This is a genomic window from Pseudomonas sp. 8_5_2 (assembly GCF_059295255.1).
The window spans coordinates 2,477,587-2,497,874 of record NZ_CM181238.1; the positions used below are offsets into that span (position 1 = coordinate 2,477,587).

A 20,288-nucleotide genomic window follows, 5' to 3' on the forward strand; every position below is an offset into this window, starting at 1 on the left:
TGCAGGAGACGACTTTGGCTGATCCACAATTGCTTTGCGCTGTGCGCGCCCTGGTTGGGCGCCAGTACGGCCGGGTGTATGCCTGGGACGCGGTGAACGCGCCGATGATCCGCCAGTGGTGCGAGATCATGGGCATCGACAACCCGCTCTACACCGACCCGGCGTTCGCCAGCACCGGCCCTCACCAAGGGCTGGTGGCGCCACCGGCCATGCTCCAGGTGTGGACCATGGAGGGGCTGCACGCCAACAACTACCCGCCGGGCTCCACCGACCAGAACCCCTACGAAGTGCTGAAGCTTATCGAGGAATACGGCTACGCCTCGGTGGTAGCGGTGAACTCCGAATTGAGCTTTACCCGGCCGCTGTACCTGGGTGAGCGGCTGTACTACACCACCCGCCTGGAGGCCGTGGGTGACGAGAAGACCACGGCCTTGGGCACCGGTTTCTTCGTCACCCTGGTAATGAGCCATTTCGTCGAAAAGCCCGAAGGCGACGAGCCGGTGGGCGAGCTGTTGTTCCGGGTGTTCAAGTTCCGCCCGGCCAACCCGCAACCGGCGCCGCAGCCGCAGGCCGAGCCGGCCAAGGCCAGGCGGCCGATGCCCGGGGTCAGTGACGATACCCGCTTCTTCTGGGAAGGCTGCGCCGAAGGCAAGCTGCTGATCCAGCGCTGCAGTGCCTGCGCCACCTTGCGCCACCCACCGGCACCAGTGTGCATGCACTGCCACAGCTTCGAGTGGGACAGCGTGCAGGCCAGCGGGCGCGGCAGCCTGTATTCGTTCGTGGTCATGCACTACCCGGAGGTCGCGCCCTTCGAGCACCCCAACCCGATTGGCCTGATCGAGCTGGAAGAAGGCGTGCGCCTGATCGCCGGGCTGACCGGCGTGCAGCGCGAGCAGTTGCAGGTCGGCCAGCGCTTGCAGGTGGCCTTCGAGACCTTCGATGAGCAACTGACCCTGCCGTTGTTCCGGCCTGTGGTCGAATAGGAGGGCGTGACCATGGATTTCGAGTTGAGCGAAGACCAGCGGGCGATCGAGCAGATGGCCGACAGCCTGTTCAGCGACCATTGCCACGATGACTACCTGCGCCAATGGGACAGCACCGGCGATGCGCTGATGGCGCCGCTGTGGGCGTTGTGCCAGGAAACCGGCCTGCATGCCCTGGCCATTCCCGATAGCGCAGGCGGCAGCGGCCTGGGCATGACCGAGCTGATGCTGGTGCTGCAGGCCCAGGGGCGCAGCCTGGCGCTGGTGCCGCTGTGGCGCCACCAGCTGGCGGCGGCAACCCTGGCCAACTTTGCCCTGGGTGACGCTGCCGGGCTGGCCGCTGAGGCCGCCCGCGGCGAACGGCTGCTGAGCCTGGCGCTGGACAGCCTCGGCACTGCCCATGGCATCGCGTTGCTTGCCACCCCCTGCGTCGAAGGCTGGCAGGTAGACGGCCAGGTTGCCGCTTTGCCCCTGGGTGGCCAGGCCGACGCAGCGCTGGTGCCGGTGCGGGTGGACGACCAGATACGGCTGTTGCTGCTGGAACTCGACGCCCCGGCGGTACGCCGTAGCTGCGGCGTGCTGACCCACGGCGAGGCCATTGCCGACCTGCAGGTGGAAGGGCTGCGGGTGAGCGCCGACCGGGTCTTGCCTGCCGCTGCCCTGTCCTGGCTGGAGCCACGCGCCATCGCGGCGCTGGCGGCGCTGCAACTGGGGGTCAGTGCCGAGCACATCCGGCGCACCGTGGCGTATGTCGGTGAGCGCGAGCAGTTCGGCCGGCCGATTGGCAGTTTCCAGGCCGTGCAGATGAGCATGGCCGACAGCCATATTGCCCTGGAAACCCTGCGCAGCACGTTGTGGCAACTGTGCTACCGCCTGGATACCGGCCTGCCGGCGCCCTCCGAGGCCCTGGCCACGGCCTACCTGGCCTGCGAGGCAGGGCACCGCATCGGTCATGTCGCGCAGCACGTGCATGGCGGCATTGGCGTCGACCTGACCTACCCGATTCACCGCTATCTCTACTGGAGCCGCGCCCTGGGCATTGCCCTGGGCGGTGCGGCGGCCTGCCTGGAACGGCTCGGCGACTGGCTGAGCGACAACGACAAGCTGGGATGGAAATATGACCTCGAAGAACACCAAGCGCTTTGACGACGTGCGCCCCGGCGAAACCCTGCCGACCCTTGAAGTGCCGATCACGGTAGCGCTGATTGCCGGCGGGGCGATTGCCACGCGCGACTACTTCCCCGGTCACCACGATCTGGACGCCGCGCGTGAACTGGGTTCACCGCATGTGTTCATGAACATCCTCACCACCAATGGCCTGGTGCAGCGCTTCGTCGAAGCCTGGGCCGGCCCGCTGGCGCGCTTCACCGCGCTGAAGATCAAGCTGGGGGTGCCCAACTACCCGGGCGACCGCCTTACCTTCAACGCCAGCGTCACCCGCCACGACCCCGAAACCCGCGAAGTGGAACTGACCCTTAGCGGCCGAAACTCCATGGGCAACCACGTGACCGGCACGGTCGCGCTGGTGCTGCCATGACCACCGGAGGCAGCAGCATGAGCAACCTGTCCATTTCCGGGCGCGCCGCCATCGTTGGCCTGGGCGCGACCGAATTTTCCAAGAACTCCGGGCGCACCGAACTGCGCCTGGCGCTGGAAGCCACTCTTGAAGCGCTGCGCGACGCCGGTATCGACCCGTCCGAAGTCGAGGGTTTCAGCTCGTATTCGGTAGACAAGGTGCCGGAGTACGAAATCGCCCGCCTGCTGGGCTGCAAGGATGTGAAGTTCTTTTCCCAGGTGCCGCACGGCGGCGGTGCGGCCTGCGCGCCGGTGATGCACGCGGCCATGGCGGTGGCCACCGGGGTAGCCAAGGTGGTGGTGGTGTATCGGGCCATGAACGAGCGCTCCTGGTACCGCTTTGGCAGCGGCAGCTACGGTTTTGCCGCCACGCCGATCTTCGACAACGTCAATTACGGCTGGTACATGCCGCACGGCTTCCACACCCCGGCGGCCTGGGTGGGCATGTTCGCCCAGCGTTACATGCATACCTATGGCGCCACCTCCGAGGACTTCGGCCGGGTTGCCGTGGCCGCGCGCGACTTTGCCGCCAGCAACCCCAAGGCGTTCTTCCACGGCAAGCCGATCACCCTGGAGGAGCACCAGGCGTCGCGCTGGATCTGCGAGCCGCTGCACCTGCTCGATTGCTGCCAGGAATCCGACGGCGCCGTGGCCATGGTCATCACCTCGGCCGAGCGGGCCCGTGACCTGCGGCAGAAACCGGTGACCATCAAGGCCGGCTCCCAGGGCATCACCTGCGGCCAGCAGAGCATGACCTCGTTCTACCGCGACGACATCACCGGGCTGCCCGAAATGGACGTGGTGGCCAAGGAGCTGTATCGCCAGTCCGGTCTCGGCCCGGAGGCCCTGCAAACGGCGGTGATCTACGACCACTTCACCCCCTTTGTATTGCCGCAGCTGGAAGCGTTCGGTTTTGCCCGGCGTGGCGAGGCCAAGGACTTCATCCGTGCGGGGCACCATGCCCGGGGCGGCAAGTTGCCGATCAACACCCATGGCGGGCAGCTGGGCGAGGCCTACATCCACGGCATGAACGGGGTTGCCGAGGCGGTGCGCCAGGTGCGCGGCACCGCGGTCAACCAGGTGGCGGATGTCGAGAACGTGCTGGTAACCGCCGGTACCGGCGTGCCGACCAGTGGCCTGATACTGGGCGCGGCCTGAGGAGCACAGCATGTTTGTCGATCTTACCCCCGAGCAACATGCCCTGCGCCGCAAGGTGCGGGACTACTTCCAGGCCTTGATGACCCCCGAGCTGCGTGAACGCCTGCGCGGCCAGGAGGGTGGCGAGCTGTACCGCCAGACGGTGCGGCAGATGGGCCGCGATGGCTGGCTGGCGGTGGGCTGGCCCAAGGCCCATGGTGGCCAGGGCTACGCCGCCACCGAGCAGTTGATCTTCTTCGAAGAAGCCAACATTGCCGGTGCGCCGCTGCCATTCGTGACCATCAGCACCGTCGGCCCGGCGTTGATGGCGCACGGTAGTGACGCGCAGAAGGCGCGTTTCCTGCCGGGTATCGCCGCTGGCGAAATCATGTTCGCGATTGGCTATTCCGAGCCCGACGCCGGCAGCGACCTGGCCGTGCTGCGCACCAGCGCCCGGCTGGACGGTGATGCCTTCGTGGTCAACGGCAACAAGCTGTGGACCTCGGGCGCCGAGTCGGCCGACTACATCTGGCTGGCGGCGCGCACCGACCCAAGCCAGGCCCGGCACAAGGGCGTGTCGATCCTGATCCTCGACACCCGTCTGCCAGGCTTTGCCAGCACGGTCATCCCCACCACCAGCAACCCGACCGCCGCCACCTATTACGACCATGTGCGGGTACCCGCCGACATGCTGGTGGGCGAGCTGCATGGCGGCTGGAAGCTGATTACCGACCAGCTCAACCATGAGCGCCTGGGCCTGGGCTCATGGTCGGACAAGGTCGTGGGCCTGTTCCGCAGGGTCTACCTGTGGGCGCGCGCCCGCGACGAGCAGGGCCGCCGGGCGATGGACAAGGCCTGGGTGCGCAGCACCCTGGGTGAATGCTACGCGCGCCTGGAGGCCATGCGCCTGATCAACCTGCGCATCGCCGCCAACCTCGAACGCGAGCACATGGATGTGGCGCTGAGTTCGACCACCAAGGTCTATGGCTCGGAGTCTGCCATCGAGATCTTGCGCCGGCTGTCGGCCATCGTCGGCGCCAATGGCCTGGTACGCGGTGGTTCGGCGGCTTCGGCCCTGCAAGGCGAGCTGGAGTACGAGCTGCGCGCGTCGGTCACCGTGACCTTTGGCGGCGGTACCAATGAAATCCAGCGTGAGCTGATCGCCCAGTTCGGCCTGGGCATGCCGCGTTACCAGCGCTGAGCGCCCCGCGCCGCCGCGTCATTCCAACAAAAGGCCCCCCGGCAGTGGCCGGGGCTGGGCCGAGGGTTGCATCAATGAACACGATCGAGCAATTCAGGCACGAAACCCGTGCCTGGCTGGAAGCCAACTGCCCGCCGTCGATGCGCGTGGCCATGGGCGAGGGTGATGTGGTGTGGGGGGCCAGCCAGCCGCAGTTCCCCAATGACGACGCGCGCCTGTGGTTCGAGCGCATGCGCGACCAGCGCTGGTTCTGCCCCGGGTGGCCGCAGGCCTATGGCGGCGCAGGCTTGAACGCCGAGCAGGTGGCGGTTCTGGAAAGTGAAATGCGTCGGCTGCGCTGCCGGCCGCCGCAGATCAACCTGGGTATCTGGATGCTCGGGCCGGTGCTGCTGGCCTACGGCAGCGAGGAGCAGAAGCGCACCTTGCTGCCGCCCATGGCGCGGGGCGAAGTGCGCTGGTGCCAGGGCTTCTCCGAGCCCAATGCCGGCTCTGACCTGGCCAGCCTGAAGATGGCGGCGCGCGACGCCGGTGACCATTTCGTGGTCGACGGCAGCAAGATCTGGACCTCGTACGGCGACAAGTCCGACTGGATGTACGCCCTGGTGCGCACCGACCACCAGGCGCCCAAGCATGAAGGCATCAGCCTGATCGTGCTGGACATGCGCAGCCCGGGGGTGAAGGCCGTGCCGATCGACCTGATCAGCGGCAAGTCGGCGTTCTGCCAAGTGTTCTTCGACTCGGTCAAGGTGCCGAAAAGCAATCTGGTGGGGCCGCTGAACGGTGGCTGGAACCTGGGCAAGTACCTGCTGCAGCACGAGCGCAAGGCGATGTCGAAGTTCGGCGAATTCAGCCTGCCTTCGCACTTTGACCTGCTGGCCCTGTTGCGCGACTACCTGCCGCAGCCGCGCAGCCAGGGCGAATGCGCCTTGCAGGCGCGCGCCGTGGCCTGCGCCATGGACGAGCACGCCTATAACCTGACCGTGCAGCGCATGGCCGAGGAGGGCCGCTGTGGCGACGATATCAGCGGGCTGATGGCAATCATGAAACTGGTGCACACCGAGCAGGAGCGCGACAAGTTCGAAGTGCTGCTCGACGCCATGGGCGGCCACGCTCTGGGCTGGCAGCACGAGAGCTTCAGCGAGCGCGAACTGGCGGTGACCCGCGCCTGGTTGAACAGTTACGCGCTGACCATCTCGGGCGGTGCTTCGGAAGTGCAGCTCAATGTCATTGCCAAGCGTGTGCTTGGCCTGCCTGATGGCAAGAAAGGAGTGCAAGCATGAACCTTCGTTACAGCGAGGAGCAGCGCCTGCTGGCCGACAGCGCCAGGGATTTTCTTGCCGCCCGCAGCCCGGTGGCGGCCCAGCGTCGGCTGCGCGATCAGGGCGCGGCCAGCGGTTTTGACCCGCAAGTGTGGCGCGATGCGGTGGCGTTGGGCTGGAGCGCGATACCGTTTCCCGAGGCGCAGGGCGGGCTGGACTTCGGCTGCATGGGCCTGGGCCCGGTGTTCGAGGCCATCGGCCACAACCTGGCAGCGACGCCGTTGCTGTCCAGCGTGGTGCTGGGCGGCTCGCTGCTGCACCTGGCGGGCTCGCCGACCCAGCAAGGCGACTGGTTGCCGGCGTTGATCAGCGGTGAGCGACGCGTGGCGCTGGCGGTGGATGAACGTGCCCGCCATCAGCCCCGTGATATCGCCTTGGCAGCGGTGGCCGATGGCGACGGCTTCTGCCTGCAGGGTGAAAAGTTCTGGGTGGTCGATGGTGTCGGTGCCGATGCTTATGTGGTAGCGGCGCGCACGGCTGGCCAGCCGGGCGAGGCGCAGGGCATCAGCCTGTTCCTGGTGCCCGCCGATACACCAGGGGTGGCCTGCAGCCCGCTGCCGTTGATCGACTCACGCAACAGCGGGCGCTTGCGCCTGGACCAGGTCCGGCTTGGCCGCGACGCCTTGCTGGGTTGCCCTGGTGAGGGCTGGGTGGCGCTGGACGCCGCGCTGGACCGTGGCCGGGCATGCCTGGCGGCAGAACTGTTGGGCGCGGCGCAGCAGTTGTTCCAGACCACCCTCGAGTACCTCAAGACACGGGTGCAGTTCGATGTCCCGATCGGCTCGTTCCAGGCCCTGCAGCACCGCGCCGCGCAGTTGTATGTGGACCTGGCGTTGGCCCGCAGTGCGGTAATGGCCGGCCTGGCGGCGCTGGATGATGGCGAGCTCGACGCTGCCCGGCGTGGTCGCCTGGTCAGCCTGGCCAAGTGGAAAGCCGGCGATACCGCGCTGAAGGTGGCCAACGAAGCGGTGCAGATGCACGGCGGCATTGGCGTCACCGACGAGCTGGACGTCGGCCTGTACCTGAAGCGCGTGCGGGTGGCGCAAGCTTGCCTTGGCGACCGGGACTTCCACTGCGAGCGCTATGCCGACCTTGACCAGGCCTGCGCCTGAAACCTCGTGGGAGAACCCTGATGAGCATACAACTGTGGCGACAGGCCTGGCAGCAGCTGATAGCGCCGGGTGCGCCGTTTGAAGTGGTGAGCCCGGCCGATGGCAGCCCGCGGTATTTCCGTCACGCTGCGCGCAACCTGATGCAGGTAATCGACGCCGGCCGCGTGCATGGCGACAAGCAATTCATCATCTGGCAGCAGCAACGGCTGACCTTCAATGATTTTTTCGACGCGGTCGACCGCCTTGCCGGGCAACTGGCCGGGCCATTGGGGGTACGCCCCGGCGAGCGGGTGGTGATTGCCATGCGCAACCAGCCTGCCTGGCTGGTGGCCTTCGCCGCTATCCAGCGTTGTGGGGCGGTGTGCGTGCCACTGAATAGCTGGGGGCTGCGCGACGAGCTGCTGCATGGTGTCGAGGACAGCGGCGCACAACTGCTGTTTTGCGATGAAGTGCGCCTGGCGATGTTGCGTGAAGACCTGACGCGGGGTGGGCATACCTGCATCGTGGTCGGGCACAGCTCCGAGCCTGCATTGCCTGAAGGCTGCCTGCGCTACGAAGCCCTGCTGGCGGCCGAGCCGCGGGTGCTTGCGGTGCCAGAAATTCCACCCGAGGCCCCGGCGCTGATCCTCTACACCTCGGGTACCACCAGCCGCGCCAAAGGCGTGCTGTCCAGTCACCGGGCGGTATGCCAGGCCCTGGCGGCACTGGAGTTCCAGGGCGCCTTCTGTGCCATGAGCTCGCCCCAGCGGGTCGGCGGCATGCTTGCCAGTGGCTACGCGCCCACCTCGTTGATGGCGGTCCCGCTGTTCCACGTCAGTGGGCTGCACGCCCAGTTCCTGTCGGCGTTCCGCCCTGGCCGGCGGTTGCTGCTGATGTACAAGTGGGACCCGGAGCAGGCGCTGGACCTGATCCGCGATGAACGCTGCACCCAGTTCAACGGCGCGCCGGTGATGATGCAGCAGTTGCTCGCTTCTGAACGCTACGGCAGTGACGATACGGCCAGCCTGTTCGGCCTGGGCCTTGGCGGCGGTGCGTCGTCTGCCGGGCTGCTGGCCGAAATGCTCGCCCGCAAGCCCGAGGTGATCGGCGGCAGCGGTTACGGCCTGACCGAGAGCAACGGTATTGGCGCAGCCATCGGCGGTGACCCTTTCGAGTACCGCCCGGCCACGGCCGGTTGGCCGTTACCGATTGTCGAGGTCCGCATCGGTGATGACCCGCTGCAACCTTTGCCGCCAGGCACTTCAGGCGTGATCTGGCTGCGCTCGCCGACGCTGATGGAGGGCTACTGGAACCTGCCGGCCGCCACGGCCGACAGCGTGCGCGCAGGGTGGCTGGACACCGGTGACCTCGGCTACCTGGACGACCAGGGCTTCCTGTACATCAGCGGTCGGGTCAAGGACCTGATCAACCGGGGTGGCGAGAAGATCTCGGCAGTTGAAGTCGAGAGCTGCATCAGCGACATGGCGGGCGTGGATGAGGCGGCCGCATTTGCCCTCGACGATCCGGCAATGGGCGAGGTGCTGGCGCTGGCAATCCAGGGCAGCCCGGCCACGCTGCCGTCGGATGAACAGGTGCGCGGCTACATCGCTGCACGCCTGGCACCCTACAAGGTACCCGCCCAGGTGTTTCGCCTGCATCAGCCGCTGCCGCGCAATGCCACCGGCAAGGTGCTGAAGGCCGAACTCAAGGCACGCCTGTGCGTCGAGTGACTTTTTAGTCTCTCCGGACGATGCCGATCGCCCTGGAACACGAACAATGAAGTCATACCAGAAGCCTTATCAGCGAAGGAGGCAATACATGAAAACAACAAAAGGTGTGATGCTCGCCGCCGTCATTACAGTCAACAGCGGGCTGCTGGCCAGCGCCTACGCCGCCGTGCCGGCAGACGAAGCCGCCAGGCTCGGCAAGGACCTTACCTGCGTCGGCGCCGAGCAGGCGGGGAACGCCGCCGGCACCATCCCGCCCTACACCGGCAAGTACCTGGGCGAGGTGCCGGGCTGGAACCACGTGAAGTTCTCGGGCGACCAGCCCGTGGACCCGTATGCCGACGAAAAACCGATACTGGTGATTACCGCGCAGAACATGGACCAGTATGCCGATCACCTCAGCGAAGGGCAGAAGGCGCTGCTGAAGAAGTACCCCGCCACCTACAAGATGAACATCTACCCCGGCCATCGCGACTTCCGTTACCCCGACTACGTGTGTCGCCGGGTGATGAGCAACGCCGTGAATGCCAAGCTGGTGAACGACGGCCTGGGTGTCGAGGGGCTGGGCCAGGTACCGTTCCCGATCCCGAAAAACGGCATGGAGGTGTTGTGGAACCACCAGTTGCCGGCACGTGCCTACACCGAGGAGAAGATCTCCGACCTGGCATCGGTGTTGCCCAACGGCAGCATCGGCTGGGGTCGCGCGCATGCGCGCAACCTGTCCCAGGCCAACTCGCCAACGGTGGAGCCGAAAACCTCGGACATGGTCCAGGCGATGAGCTACAACACCACCCTGAAGCCCGCGCGTGACAACGGCGTGATCAGCATTGCCCACGAGCCGTACAACTTCGTCACTTCGTCGCGCCAGGCCTGGTCCTACAGCCCGTCGACCCGCCGCGTGCGGCAGATGCCGGGGTACGGTTACGACCAACCGATGATCGGCACCAACGGCACCATGACGGTGGACGAGGACCGTCTGTTCAACGGCGCACCGGAACGTTACACCTGGAAGCTGTTGGGCAAGCGCGAAATCTACACCCCGGCCAATGCCTTCAAGGCCAACGCCGGCAACGTCAAGTATGCCGAGCTGCTGACGCCCAACCACCCCAACCCGGCGTTCATGCGCTATGAGTTGCGCCGGGTCTGGGTGGTGGAGGCGGACCTGAAGGAGGGCTACCGGCATGTCTACGGCAAGCGCGTGCTGTTCATCGACGAGGACACCTGGAACGCGGTGATGGCCGATAACTACGATGCCCGTGGGCAGTTGTGGAAGCATGCGATGGTCAACTATTACTACCACCCGGACATGAGCGGTTGGCAGGCCGGCTCGCAGTTCTTCATGGACCTGAACTCGGGGCAGTACACCGGTTACGGCATGACCAACGAAGCGAAGAAGGGGCCGATTCTGAACGAGAGCAAGTTCACCCCGGACATGTATACGGCGGATGCAGCGCGGGCTATCGGGCGTTGATGGACTGATAGTTCCCCCTTGAAGTGAACGAGGCCTGGCAGGGATCAACCCTGGCAGGCCTTTTTGTTTGTGAGGTGAAAGGTTTGTCGGGGCGTTGGGGGAGGGCTACCAGGTGCCTGGCATGGCATTTTCGCCGGGGCACAAATCGAGCGCCGCGCGGGCGGCGCTCGATTTCACAGGCGCTCAAAATGCAGTGCCAAGCACCAGCGCCCCTACACCGCCACCGCGCCAACAACCTTGCCCGCCGCCACCCCCTTGATCTGCGCCCGATACCGCGGCAACGCCATCGCCAGAAACCCCGCCGCCAGCACCAGCAACACCACCGAAGCCGCCAGCGCATAGCGCAGCGACTCACCCTGCAGGCTGGGCAGGAACACATCGCTGAGCATGCCGATCAGCAACGGCCCAAGGCCTACCCCGAGCAAGGTCATGGCCATGACGAAGATCGCCGTGGCCTGGGCCAGGCGGTGGGCCGGGAACAAATGCGTGATGGCGCCCAGGCACGGCGTTGCCCACCACACGCCAAAGAAACCGAACGCGCTGTAGAACAGAAACGCCTGCGGTACCGGCGTGTCGCCAATATGAAACGCCACGCCTTGTGGCCACAGGAAGTAGGCCAGCGCAAACGGGATGCTCAACAGCGTGCCCAGCAACGGCACGCCAATCTGCCAACCCACGTCACGCCGGGCCAGGCGGTCGGTGAGCATGCCGCAGACCAGGGTGCCAATGGTCGAGCCCGTGCCGCCCACCACACCTACCAGAAAGCCCGCCTGCTGCATGTTCAGGCCATGAGAGCGAATCAGGAAGCTGGGGCTCCAGGTACCAATGGCATAGCCGGCTATGGCCGCTGCACCGCCAGTCAGTATCAACCACAAGAACGAAGGCATGCGCAGCAGCTCGGTCAGGGTACGCAACCATCCTTCGCCCGGCTCATTCGCTGCTTGCCGCGTACGCACCGGGGCCGGTGCGCGAACCGTCAGCAACAGCAGCAAGCCCAGCAAAATGCCGGGTGCGCCAATCAACAGGAACGCGTAGCGCCAGCCATGCTGCTGGGCAATCCAGCCGCCCAGGCCCAGGCCGACAATCGCGCCCAGGCTGGAACCGAGCATCAGCACCGCCAAGGCAGTGGAGCGGCGGTGCGCCGGGTACAGGTCGGACACCATCGCCACCGAAGGCGCAGTGCCGCCGGCCTCGCCGATGGCAACCCCGATCCGCGCCAGGACCAGGGTGAAAAAGCTGCCGGCCATGCCGCAGAGCATGGTCATCAGGCTCCAGGCCATGCAGCTGAAGGCAATCACCGGTTTGCGCCCGATGCGGTCTGACAGGCGCCCCAGCGGCAGGCCGAACACCGTGTAGAACACCGCAAAGGTCACACCCGATAGCAAGCCGATGCCGGTATCGGAAATGCCGAACTCCTGCTTCACCGGCTCGATCAGGATCGCCATCAGCTGGCGGTCGATGTAGTTGAAGACGTAGATGCCGGCCAGCACCAGCAGGGCGTAGTGGGTACGCCAGGTCACAGGGGGGGATGGGTTCACTGTTCAGGCTCCGCTTCTTGTTTTGGGTGCGCACGATCCTCGGCGCATTGCGCATGGTTTTCATCGTCTGTTCAGACCAGTTCAGGCACCTGTCACCAGGCTTGCCGACGGCCGCAGGCGCGGCGCAGAAAACGGCCTCGGGCGCCGCACCGAAAATAGTCTCGACGGACGATGTTTCGCACCCGCCCACGGTGAATCATTCAGCCCATATCCGGTGAATTGCGTTGCCGGCAAGCCGGAAACAAGAATACGTAAAGGAGCTGAAATGGACATCTTGTTCGAGCCTGTGCGCCTGGGCGAACTGCAACTGGCCAACCGCATCGTGATGGCCCCGATGACCCGCAGTCGCGCCGATGCTCGCGCAGTGCCGGGCAGCGATATGGTCGAGTACTACCGCCAGCGCGCCAGTGCCGGACTGATCGTTGCCGAAGGCACCGCGCCTTCTGCCAGCGGCCTTGGTTATTGCCGCACCCCGGCGATCTACAACCGCGAGCAGATCAGCGCCTGGCAACAGGTTACCCGCGCCGTGCACGAACAAGGCGGGCGCATCGTGCTGCAATTGATGCACGTGGGGCGCGCTGCCAGCCATTACAACAAACCCCAGGGTGCGCCAACCGTAGCCCCATCATCGCTGCCGGCGCGTGTCCAGCTGTTCAGCGATAGCGCAGGGATGGTCGATGCCGATGTGCCCCAGGCGTTGTCGCTGGCGGCTATCGCCGAGGTCATCGGCGACTTCCGCCAGGCGGCGCTGAATGCCCGCGAAGCGGGGTTCGACGGGGTCGAGCTGCACTGCACCAGTGGCTACCTGCCGATGCAGTTCATGGCTTCGGGCAGCAACCTGCGTACCGATGCGTATGGCGGGCCGGTGCAGCAACGGGTGCGCTTTGCCAAGGAAGTGCTCGAAGCCATGGCCGCGGCCATCGGCGCCGGCCGGGTCGGGCTGCGGCTGTGCCCCGGCAACCCTTACAACGACATCGACGACCGCGAACCTGAACACACCGCTACGGCCCTGTGCCAGGCGGTGGCACCACTGGGGCTGGCCTACCTGCACATCATGCGCTCGCCCGTGCCCGGGCTGGATGCCTTTGCCCTGGCGCGCGCGCATGGCCCCCAGGGGCTGATCCTCAACGACGGCTTCGACGCAGCTTCCGCCCGCACGGCGCTGGCAGCGGGCGAGGGCACGGCGGTGTCGTTCGGCCGCCTCTTCATCGGCAACCCTGACCTGGTCGAACGCCTGCGCCACGACAGGCCGCTGGCCGGCTTCGACCGCAAGACCCTGTATACCCCCGGTGCCCGCGGCTACAGCGATTACCCAACCTGGCAGCAGCACCTGGAGGTGACGCAATGAACCTGCCGCACAGCCTGAGCAGCCTGGCGCCTGTCAGCCGCGAGCACACCCAGGCGCTGCTCGACCTGCGCGCCGAGGCCAGTGCGCAAATCAAGCCGCGTGACCTGTACACCCTCGCCGACCGCCTGGAGGCCCAGGCCATCCGCCACGGCGAGCGGCCATTCCTGATCGCGGGCGACCAGGTGCTGAGCTATGCCGAAGTCGACAGCCAGGCCAACCAGATGGCCCACCGCGCACGTGCCGCCGGCCTGCAGGCTGGTGACGTGTGCGCAATCATGATGGAAAACCGCCCGGCGTTCTTCACCTGCTGGTTCGGCCTGGTCAAGCTTGGCGTGGTGGTGGCGTTCATCAACACCCAAGTGGCCGGCAAACCCTTGCTGCATGCCCTGCAGACGACCGCGGCCAAGGCGCTGGTGGTGGGCGAAGAATGCCTGGGCAACCTGCAGGCCACCGACGGGTTGCCCGCGCTGCCATTGTGGATGGTGGCCGATGCCGAAACCCCATGGCCCGGTGAACTGCCCGAAGGGGTCGACCGCACCTTCGCCACCGGGCTTGCCAGTGCGCCGCGTACCCCGTTGCCCGCAGCACTGCGCGCCGGTATCGAAGCCCAGGCGCCGACGCTGCTGATCTTCACCTCGGGCACCACTGGCCTGCCCAAGGCCGCGCGCTACAGCCATATGCGCTGGCTGTCGTCGGGCGATGTGATGCAGGTGACCCTGGAGGCCGGCGTCGACGATGTGTTCTATTGCTGCCTGCCGCTGTACCACGGCGCCGCCGCCACGTCGGTGACGTCCACCGCACTGCGCGCCGGGGCCAGCATTGTCGTGCGGCGCAAGTTCAGCGTGCGCGAATTCTGGAGCGACGTTGCTCGCCATCGCATCAGCGTGTTCCAGTACATCGGCGAAATCTGCCGCTATCTGCTCAACCGGCCGCCGCAGGCCGGGGAGCGTGAGCACAGCCTGCGTTGCATGCTCGGTGCCGGCTTGTCGGGCGAAACCTGGCAGCGCTGGGTGGAGCGGTTCGGGCCGATCCAGGTGTTCGAAGGGTGGGGGGCGACTGAAGCCAACACCAACCTGATCAATGTAGACAACTACCTCGGCTCGTGCGGCCGGGTCCCGGACTGGAGCCGTACCAACCTGCGCCTGGTGCGCTTCGACGTCGAGAACGACTGCCACCCGCGCGATGAACACGGCTTCTACCAGCTGTGCGAAGTGGGCGAGGTGGGCGAGGCCATGGGGTTCATCGTCGACCACCCGGACATCGGTGGTGGCCGCTTCGAGGGCTACACCTGTGCCGCCGCCACCGAGAGCAAGATCCGCCGCAATGTGCTGCGTGAGGGCGATGCCTGGTGGAGCTCCGGTGACCTGCTGCGCCAGGACGCCGACGGCTATTGCTATTTTGTCGACCGGATCGGCGACACCTTCCGCTGGAAGAGCGAAAACGTCTCCACCCAGGAGGTGGCCGAAGCCCTGGGCGACCTGCCGGGCCTGGAGCTGATCAACGTCTATGGCGTGCAGGTGCCGCAGCACGAGGGCCGCGCCGGCATGGCCGCGGTGCTGATGCAGGCCGGCCAGGCATTCGACCCGCAGGCCTTCTACCGCCTGACCGACACCAGGCTGCCACGTTACGCCGCGCCGGTGTTTGTGCGGGTTACTGCCGCGGCAGACCTGACCAGCACCTTCAAGCTGCGCAAGGTCGACCTGCAGCGCCAGGGTTACTGCCCGGATGCCTGTACCGACCCGCTGTTCATTCGCGACGAGCGCAGTCAGACCTACCAGCCGTATTCGCCCGCGTTGCTTGCGCAGCTGGGCTTGCCAGCCTTCGTCGGTGGCCAGCATGGCTGAGCTCGACGACAACGGCCATGAGTTGCGTGGCGGCCTGCGCTACCCCTGGCCGCAGCCGCCAGCGAGCGGTCAAGCGTGCGAGGTAGCGTCGGGGGTGTGGTGGCTGCGCATGCCGCTGCCGTTTCGCCTTGACCACATCAACCTCTACCTGTTGCGCCATGACCACGGCTGGGTGGTGGTGGACACCGGCATGAACACAGCGCAAACCCAAGAGGTCTGGGCCCGGGTGTTCGAGCAGGTGTTCGCCGGCCAACCGCTGCTGGCGGTGATCTGCACCCACTACCACACCGACCATGCCGGCGTCGCCGGCTGGCTGGCCGAGCGGTTTCGCTGCCCGGTGTACATGACTGCTGCGGAATACCGCTCGCTGTATGTCGCCGTGCCAGGCGAGCAGGCGCCGGGCTGGGACTTCGTGGATTTCTATGCCAAGGCCGGTTTTGGCGACGAGCAGATCGGCGAGCTTTATCGGCTGGTGCAGAACGGCCATTTCCGGCCGCTGCATTTCAACAGCTACCGGCGCCTGCGTGAGGGTGATCGGCTGCGCATCGGCAGCCGCCAGTGGCGCGTGGTGGTCGGCCGTGGTCATTCCCCGGAGCACGCCTGCCTGTATGCCGAGGATGGCAGCCTGCTGCTTGCCGGCGACCAGGTCCTGCCGCGCATCACCCCGACGGTGGGCGTGCATGCCACCGAGCCCGAGGCCGACCCGCTGCGTGAATGGCTGGCCTCGCTGGAACACCTGCGCAGCCTGCCGGACAGCGTGCTGGTGTTGCCAGCCCACGAGCGGCCGTTCTGCAACCTGCATGCCCGGCTCGACCAGTTGCAGGCTCATCACCAGGCCCAGCTCGCGCGCCTGCTGGCCAGCTGCGAGGCGCCCTCTACCGCGCTTGAGCTGATGGCTGCGCTGTTCCCCAGGCTGTCCGGTCGTTTCGACGAACTGATGGCCCTTGGCGAAACGTTGGCCCACGCCAACTACCTCATGGCCGAAGGGCTGCTCGTGCGCGAGTACCAGCCACCGCTTTACCGCTATCGCCGTGCCCGGCAGGCACCCGCGCAGCAGGCGGCGGGTGGCCCGACGGCGACGTTGAACATTCCAGGCGGCCAGTCGGTTGCCCTTCAGGAGAGTCCGTGTGATCAACAAGAACAACAATGACGGCACTGCCCTTGCTTGCCGCAGTGTCCAGCTTGCCAGCCTGGCCACGGCGATCGCGCTGGCGTCGACGCCGGCCTGGTCCGGGGAAACCCTGGAGTTCGACAATGGCGCCACCATCGACTGGTCGGTGACCACCAGCTACGGCATCGGCGTGCGCCTGGGCAAGCCCAGTGACCGCCTGCTCGGGGTCAATGCCGATGACGCCAACCGCAACTTCAACCAGGGCAGCCTGACCACCAACCGGGTGGGCGCCCTGGGCGAGATGATCCTGCGCATGGACAACTACGGCGCCGTGGTGCGCGCCAGCACCTTCTACGACGACGTCTACCACCGCAAGAACGACAACGACTCACCGGCCACGGTCAACAAGGCCGGTGACAACGACGAATTCACCAGCGATGCGCGTTACTACAGCGGCGGCCGTACCCGGCTGCTGGACGCCTACGTGTTCGGTGGTTGGCGTTTCGACAACGATTCGATGCTCGACGTCAAGGCCGGGCGCCACATCGAGTCCTGGGGCGAAAGCTTGTACTACCCCGGCGTCAACGGCGTGCAGAACCCCTCTGATGCGGTCAAGGCCGCGCAACCGGGGGTCGAGGTCAAGGAAGTGCTGCTGCCGGTGGGGCAGGTGTCGGCGTCGTACCGCTTGAACCCGCAGTTCACCTTTGGCGGCTACGTGCAGTACGAGTGGAAGGGCACCGAACTGGCACCGGTGGGCAGCTACCTGTCGGGCACCGATGTGATCGGGCCAGGGCGCGAATTCCTGATCACCCCGACGGGCAATGTGCCGTATCGCGGTACCGATGAGCCCCGCGACAGCGGCCAGTGGGGCATACAACTGCGCTACCGGCCGGTGCCGGCGCTGGAGTTGTCGCTGTTTCACGTCAACTACCACGACAAGAACCCGGCCACAGCGCTGGTGGGCTACAGCCCGGTGCCCGTCGGTGGCGGCCTGTTCGCCTTTGCCGCCAACGGCTACCGGGTGAAGTATTTCGAAGACATCAAACTGACCGGTATCAGCGCCTCGACCAAGCTCGGCGATACCCAGATAGGGGCCGAGTGGTCGTACCGCGACGGCGCGCCGGTGCTGGTCAACACGGGCATGGGACCGACTGCAGCCAAGGGCAAGGGCCAGCAGTTCCAGCTTTCGGCCATGCGCGTGCTGGGTGACCGGCCGTGGGCCAGCCAGACCACCCTGACCGGCGAGATCATTCATGTGCGGGTGGACAGTGTCGAGGCCACTTCCGCAGCCAGCAACCTGCAAGGCGTGGCCCTGTTGCCCAGCCTGACACCCTTGGTTGGAGCGTCCGATGACTACACCTACAAGACCGCATCCGGCTGGAAGAGCCGCGACGCCAGTGCCTACACCGTGGGCGCATCGTTCAGTTATCCGGGGGTTTTCCAAGGCTGGGATCTGGAAGTGCCAGTGCGCTTCTCCAATGTGTTCAGCGGCTCGACGCCCATGTCCGGCAGCATCGCCGGCGTGCAGGGCGACCGCCGCATCAGCGTAGGCACCACCTTCAAGTACCTGGGCAACCTGGAAGTCGGCCTGACCTACGTGGGCTACCTGGGCTCGCCCGACCCGATCAAGCGGCCCTATGCCGACCGTGACTACGCCACGTTCTCGATGAAATACACCTTCTGACCGACCACCTGGACAACGCCGGGGCCTGCGGCTCCGGCATGGAGGCACTATGGGGCTCAAAGGCCACGCAGCAATAGTGGGTACCGCGCAGTACAAGCCGGAAAAGTACGCGACGGCGCCCAGGATGTTCCACCTCGAACAGGTCGCCGACCTGGCCGCCCAGGCCCTGCGCGATGCCGGCCTGCAAGCCTCGGACCTCGACGGCCTGGTGATCAACGGCCCGCAGTTTCACGAAGCCTCGGTGTTTGTGCCGGCCATGGCCGCCGAATACCTGGGCCTTCGCCTGAACTTTGCCGAGGTGGTCGACCTTGGCGGCTGTACTTCGGTGGGCATGGTCTGGCGCGCCGCCGCTGCCATCGAACTGGGCTTGTGCCAGGCCGTGCTGTGCGTGCTGCCAGCGCGCATGGCCCCGCTGGGGCCGGATGAAGATCCCGGCTGGATGGCCCGGGCCATGCGTTTTGGCGGCCACAGCACGGCGTTCGGTGCCCCCGAAGCGGAGTTCGACCTGCCGTACGGGCACATGGGCCAGAACACCGGCTATGCCATGATCGCCCAGCGCTACGCCGCCCAGTACGGCTACGACCCCAGGGCCCTGGCCAAGATTGCGGTGGACCAGCGCAGCAACGCCCAGGCCAACCCGCAGGCGATGTTCTTCGGCCAGCCTTTGAGTGTCGAGCAGGTGCTGGCCAGCCGGATGGTCGCCGACCCGCTGCACGTGCTGGAAATCGTCATGCCGGTGGCCGGCGGTGCCGCCATGATCATCGCCTCGAAGGAACTGGCGGCCAAGGCCCGCAAGCGGCCAGCGTTCATTACCGGCTTTGGCGAACACCTGGCGTTCAAGTCGCCGTCCTATGCCCAGGACATGCTGCACACGCCCATCGGCCCGGCATCACAGCGTGCCTTCGCCATGGCCGGGCTGAAACCGGCAGACGTCGATGCCGCGCAGATCTATGACTGCTACACCATCACCGCGCTGCTCACCCTGGAAGACGCGGGCTTCTGCGGCAAAGGCGAGGGCATGGCGTTCGTGCGCGAGCACGATCTGACCTGGCGCGGCGACTTCCCCATGAACACCCATGGCGGCCAGCTCAGCTTTGGCCAGGCCGGCTCTGCTGGCGGCATGTCGCAGGTCATCGAGGCGGTCACGCAAATTGCCGGCGCGGCCGGCGAGCGCCAGCTGCAGCGTTGCGACAGCGTGTACGTCTCCGGCACCGGTGGCGTGATGAGCGAACAGGGCGCATTGATCCTTCAGGGAGCATAACCAGTATGTCCAATAACAAACCCATGCCTGTGGCGACGGAAATCTCCGCACCGTTCTGGGAGGGCCTGAAGGCCCGGCGGCTGTTGATCCAGCAGTGCAACGCGTGTGCGCAGTGGCTGTTCTACCCGCGCCGGCACTGCCCGGCCTGCCTGGCGCCAGACCCGGCCTGGCGCGAGGTGGCGGGGCAGGCGAGCCTGTACAGCTATACCCTGACGCGCATTGCAACCTTGCCGGACTTTGCCGATGAAATGCCCCAGGCCCTGGCGGTGGTGGAACTGGCCGAAGGGGTGCGCATCAACACCACCCTGGTCGGGCTGGACGAGGCGCAGATTCGTATCGGCATGGCCTTGCAGCCGGTGTTCGCCGAGGCTGACGGCAAAGGCACGCGGTTGCTGCGCTTTACCGGCCTGGAGCAGGACGTGCACAGCCTCGAAGCCCTGGCGGGCGGCGCTGACACACCAGCGGTCGAGCCCAAGCCTGGCAGCAGCGTGCAGGTAGATTGCAATGATGCACAGGCCTTGCAGGCATTGGTCAGCGAACAGTTCAGCGGCTGGAGCAACAGCCTGCTGGTGGACCAGGCGTTGATCGATGCCTTTGCCGAGCTCTCGGGTGACAACTACTGGATCCACACCGACCCTGAGCGGGCCCGGCGCAGCAGCCCGTTTGGCGGCACCATCGCCCACGGCGCGCTGGTGCAGGTGCTGCAATCGCGGCTGAAGCTGGCGCTGGGCTTCGAGATCACCGGCTTCACCACGCAGATCAACTACGGCTCCGACCGCCTGCGCTTCCCGGCGCCGGTGCCGGCCGGCTCGCGCATTCATGCCCGGGGCCGGGTCAAGGCGGTCGAGCTGAACCAGCGCGGCACCCAGCTGACCCTGGAAATCAACACCCACGTGGTCGGCCAGGAGCGGCCGTCGGTGATCAATGACCTGGTGATTCTCTACCAACGCTGAGCAGCTCGCAGCATTTCAAATCAGAAATGGGCGTATCGCGATCGC

Annotated in this window: 16 protein-coding genes; 15 read left to right on the top strand and 1 reads right to left on the bottom strand. The window is 66.2% G+C overall.

Annotated features, from left to right (window positions below; all coding sequences use genetic code 11):
- Positions 1–14: 14 nt before the first annotated feature.
- The 9 genes from AC5O5R_RS11460 to AC5O5R_RS11500 all read left to right on the top strand — a co-directional run bounded on the left by AC5O5R_RS11460 (position 15) and on the right by AC5O5R_RS11500 (position 10,504).
- Entirely contained in the window at positions 15–983 is a 969-nt protein-coding gene (locus AC5O5R_RS11460) for a bifunctional MaoC family dehydratase N-terminal/OB-fold nucleic acid binding domain-containing protein (protein WP_172226708.1), read from the top strand.
- Between the two features lie 12 nt (positions 984–995).
- On the top strand, positions 996–2,129 hold the full coding sequence (locus AC5O5R_RS11465; RefSeq protein WP_494515382.1) for an acyl-CoA dehydrogenase family protein: 1,134 nt from the start codon (positions 996–998) through the stop codon (positions 2,127–2,129).
- Entirely contained in the window at positions 2,101–2,520 is a 420-nt protein-coding gene (locus AC5O5R_RS11470) for a MaoC/PaaZ C-terminal domain-containing protein (protein ID WP_494515383.1), read from the top strand. The genes AC5O5R_RS11465 and AC5O5R_RS11470 overlap by 29 nt, the downstream gene beginning before the upstream one ends.
- A gap of 17 nt (positions 2,521–2,537) precedes the next feature.
- Positions 2,538–3,716 (top strand): lipid-transfer protein, encoded by a 1,179-nt coding sequence (locus AC5O5R_RS11475; protein WP_172226735.1) that lies wholly within the window; start codon positions 2,538–2,540, stop codon positions 3,714–3,716.
- A 10-nt stretch (positions 3,717–3,726) separates the two neighbouring features.
- Complete coding sequence (locus tag AC5O5R_RS11480) at positions 3,727–4,896, top strand: acyl-CoA dehydrogenase family protein (RefSeq protein WP_494515384.1); 1,170 nt, start codon at positions 3,727–3,729, stop codon at positions 4,894–4,896.
- A gap of 74 nt (positions 4,897–4,970) precedes the next feature.
- Entirely contained in the window at positions 4,971–6,176 is a 1,206-nt protein-coding gene (locus tag AC5O5R_RS11485; RefSeq protein WP_494515385.1) for an acyl-CoA dehydrogenase family protein, read from the top strand.
- The gene (locus AC5O5R_RS11490; RefSeq protein WP_172226723.1) at positions 6,173–7,327 is read left to right on the top strand and encodes an acyl-CoA dehydrogenase family protein; all 1,155 of its coding nucleotides are present in this window, start codon (positions 6,173–6,175) and stop codon (positions 7,325–7,327) included. The genes AC5O5R_RS11485 and AC5O5R_RS11490 overlap by 4 nt, the downstream gene beginning before the upstream one ends.
- Before the next feature lie 20 nt (positions 7,328–7,347).
- On the top strand, positions 7,348–9,036 hold the full coding sequence (locus AC5O5R_RS11495; protein ID WP_172226726.1) for a class I adenylate-forming enzyme family protein: 1,689 nt from the start codon (positions 7,348–7,350) through the stop codon (positions 9,034–9,036).
- 88 nt (positions 9,037–9,124) lie between these two features.
- Positions 9,125–10,504, top strand: coding sequence for a DUF1329 domain-containing protein (locus tag AC5O5R_RS11500; protein ID WP_172226729.1), 1,380 nt, complete (start codon positions 9,125–9,127; stop codon positions 10,502–10,504).
- 212 nt (positions 10,505–10,716) lie between these two features.
- On the opposite strand, the gene AC5O5R_RS11505 is transcribed toward AC5O5R_RS11500, so the two are convergent.
- Complete coding sequence (locus tag AC5O5R_RS11505) at positions 10,717–12,042, bottom strand: spinster family MFS transporter (protein WP_172287472.1); 1,326 nt, start codon at positions 12,040–12,042, stop codon at positions 10,717–10,719.
- A 265-nt stretch (positions 12,043–12,307) separates the two neighbouring features.
- Here AC5O5R_RS11505 and AC5O5R_RS11510 point away from each other — a divergent pair, with 265 nt between their 5' ends.
- Genes AC5O5R_RS11510 through AC5O5R_RS11535 form a run of 6 tightly spaced genes read left to right on the top strand, consistent with a single transcriptional unit; the run spans position 12,308 to position 20,243 of the window.
- Positions 12,308–13,390: an alkene reductase gene (locus AC5O5R_RS11510; RefSeq protein ID WP_494515386.1), complete on the top strand. Its 1,083-nt coding sequence runs from the start codon at positions 12,308–12,310 to the stop codon at positions 13,388–13,390.
- On the top strand, positions 13,387–15,234 hold the full coding sequence (locus AC5O5R_RS11515; protein WP_494515387.1) for a long-chain-acyl-CoA synthetase: 1,848 nt from the start codon (positions 13,387–13,389) through the stop codon (positions 15,232–15,234). Before AC5O5R_RS11510 ends, AC5O5R_RS11515 begins: the two co-directional genes overlap by 4 nt.
- Positions 15,227–16,384 carry an MBL fold metallo-hydrolase gene (locus AC5O5R_RS11520; protein WP_494515388.1) on the top strand — a complete coding sequence of 386 codons (1,158 nt, stop codon included), beginning with the start codon at positions 15,227–15,229 and terminating at the stop codon, positions 16,382–16,384. The genes AC5O5R_RS11515 and AC5O5R_RS11520 overlap by 8 nt, the downstream gene beginning before the upstream one ends.
- Positions 16,362–18,029 (top strand): DUF1302 domain-containing protein, encoded by a 1,668-nt coding sequence (locus AC5O5R_RS11525; RefSeq protein WP_172225257.1) that lies wholly within the window; start codon positions 16,362–16,364, stop codon positions 18,027–18,029. The genes AC5O5R_RS11520 and AC5O5R_RS11525 overlap by 23 nt, the downstream gene beginning before the upstream one ends.
- 49 nt (positions 18,030–18,078) lie before the next feature.
- On the top strand, positions 18,079–19,290 hold the full coding sequence (locus tag AC5O5R_RS11530) for a thiolase family protein (protein ID WP_172225254.1): 1,212 nt from the start codon (positions 18,079–18,081) through the stop codon (positions 19,288–19,290).
- Positions 19,291–19,295: 5 nt separating this feature from the next.
- Positions 19,296–20,243, top strand: coding sequence for a bifunctional OB-fold nucleic acid binding domain-containing protein/MaoC family dehydratase (locus AC5O5R_RS11535; protein WP_494515389.1), 948 nt, complete (start codon positions 19,296–19,298; stop codon positions 20,241–20,243).
- Positions 20,244–20,288: the final 45 nt, after the last annotated feature.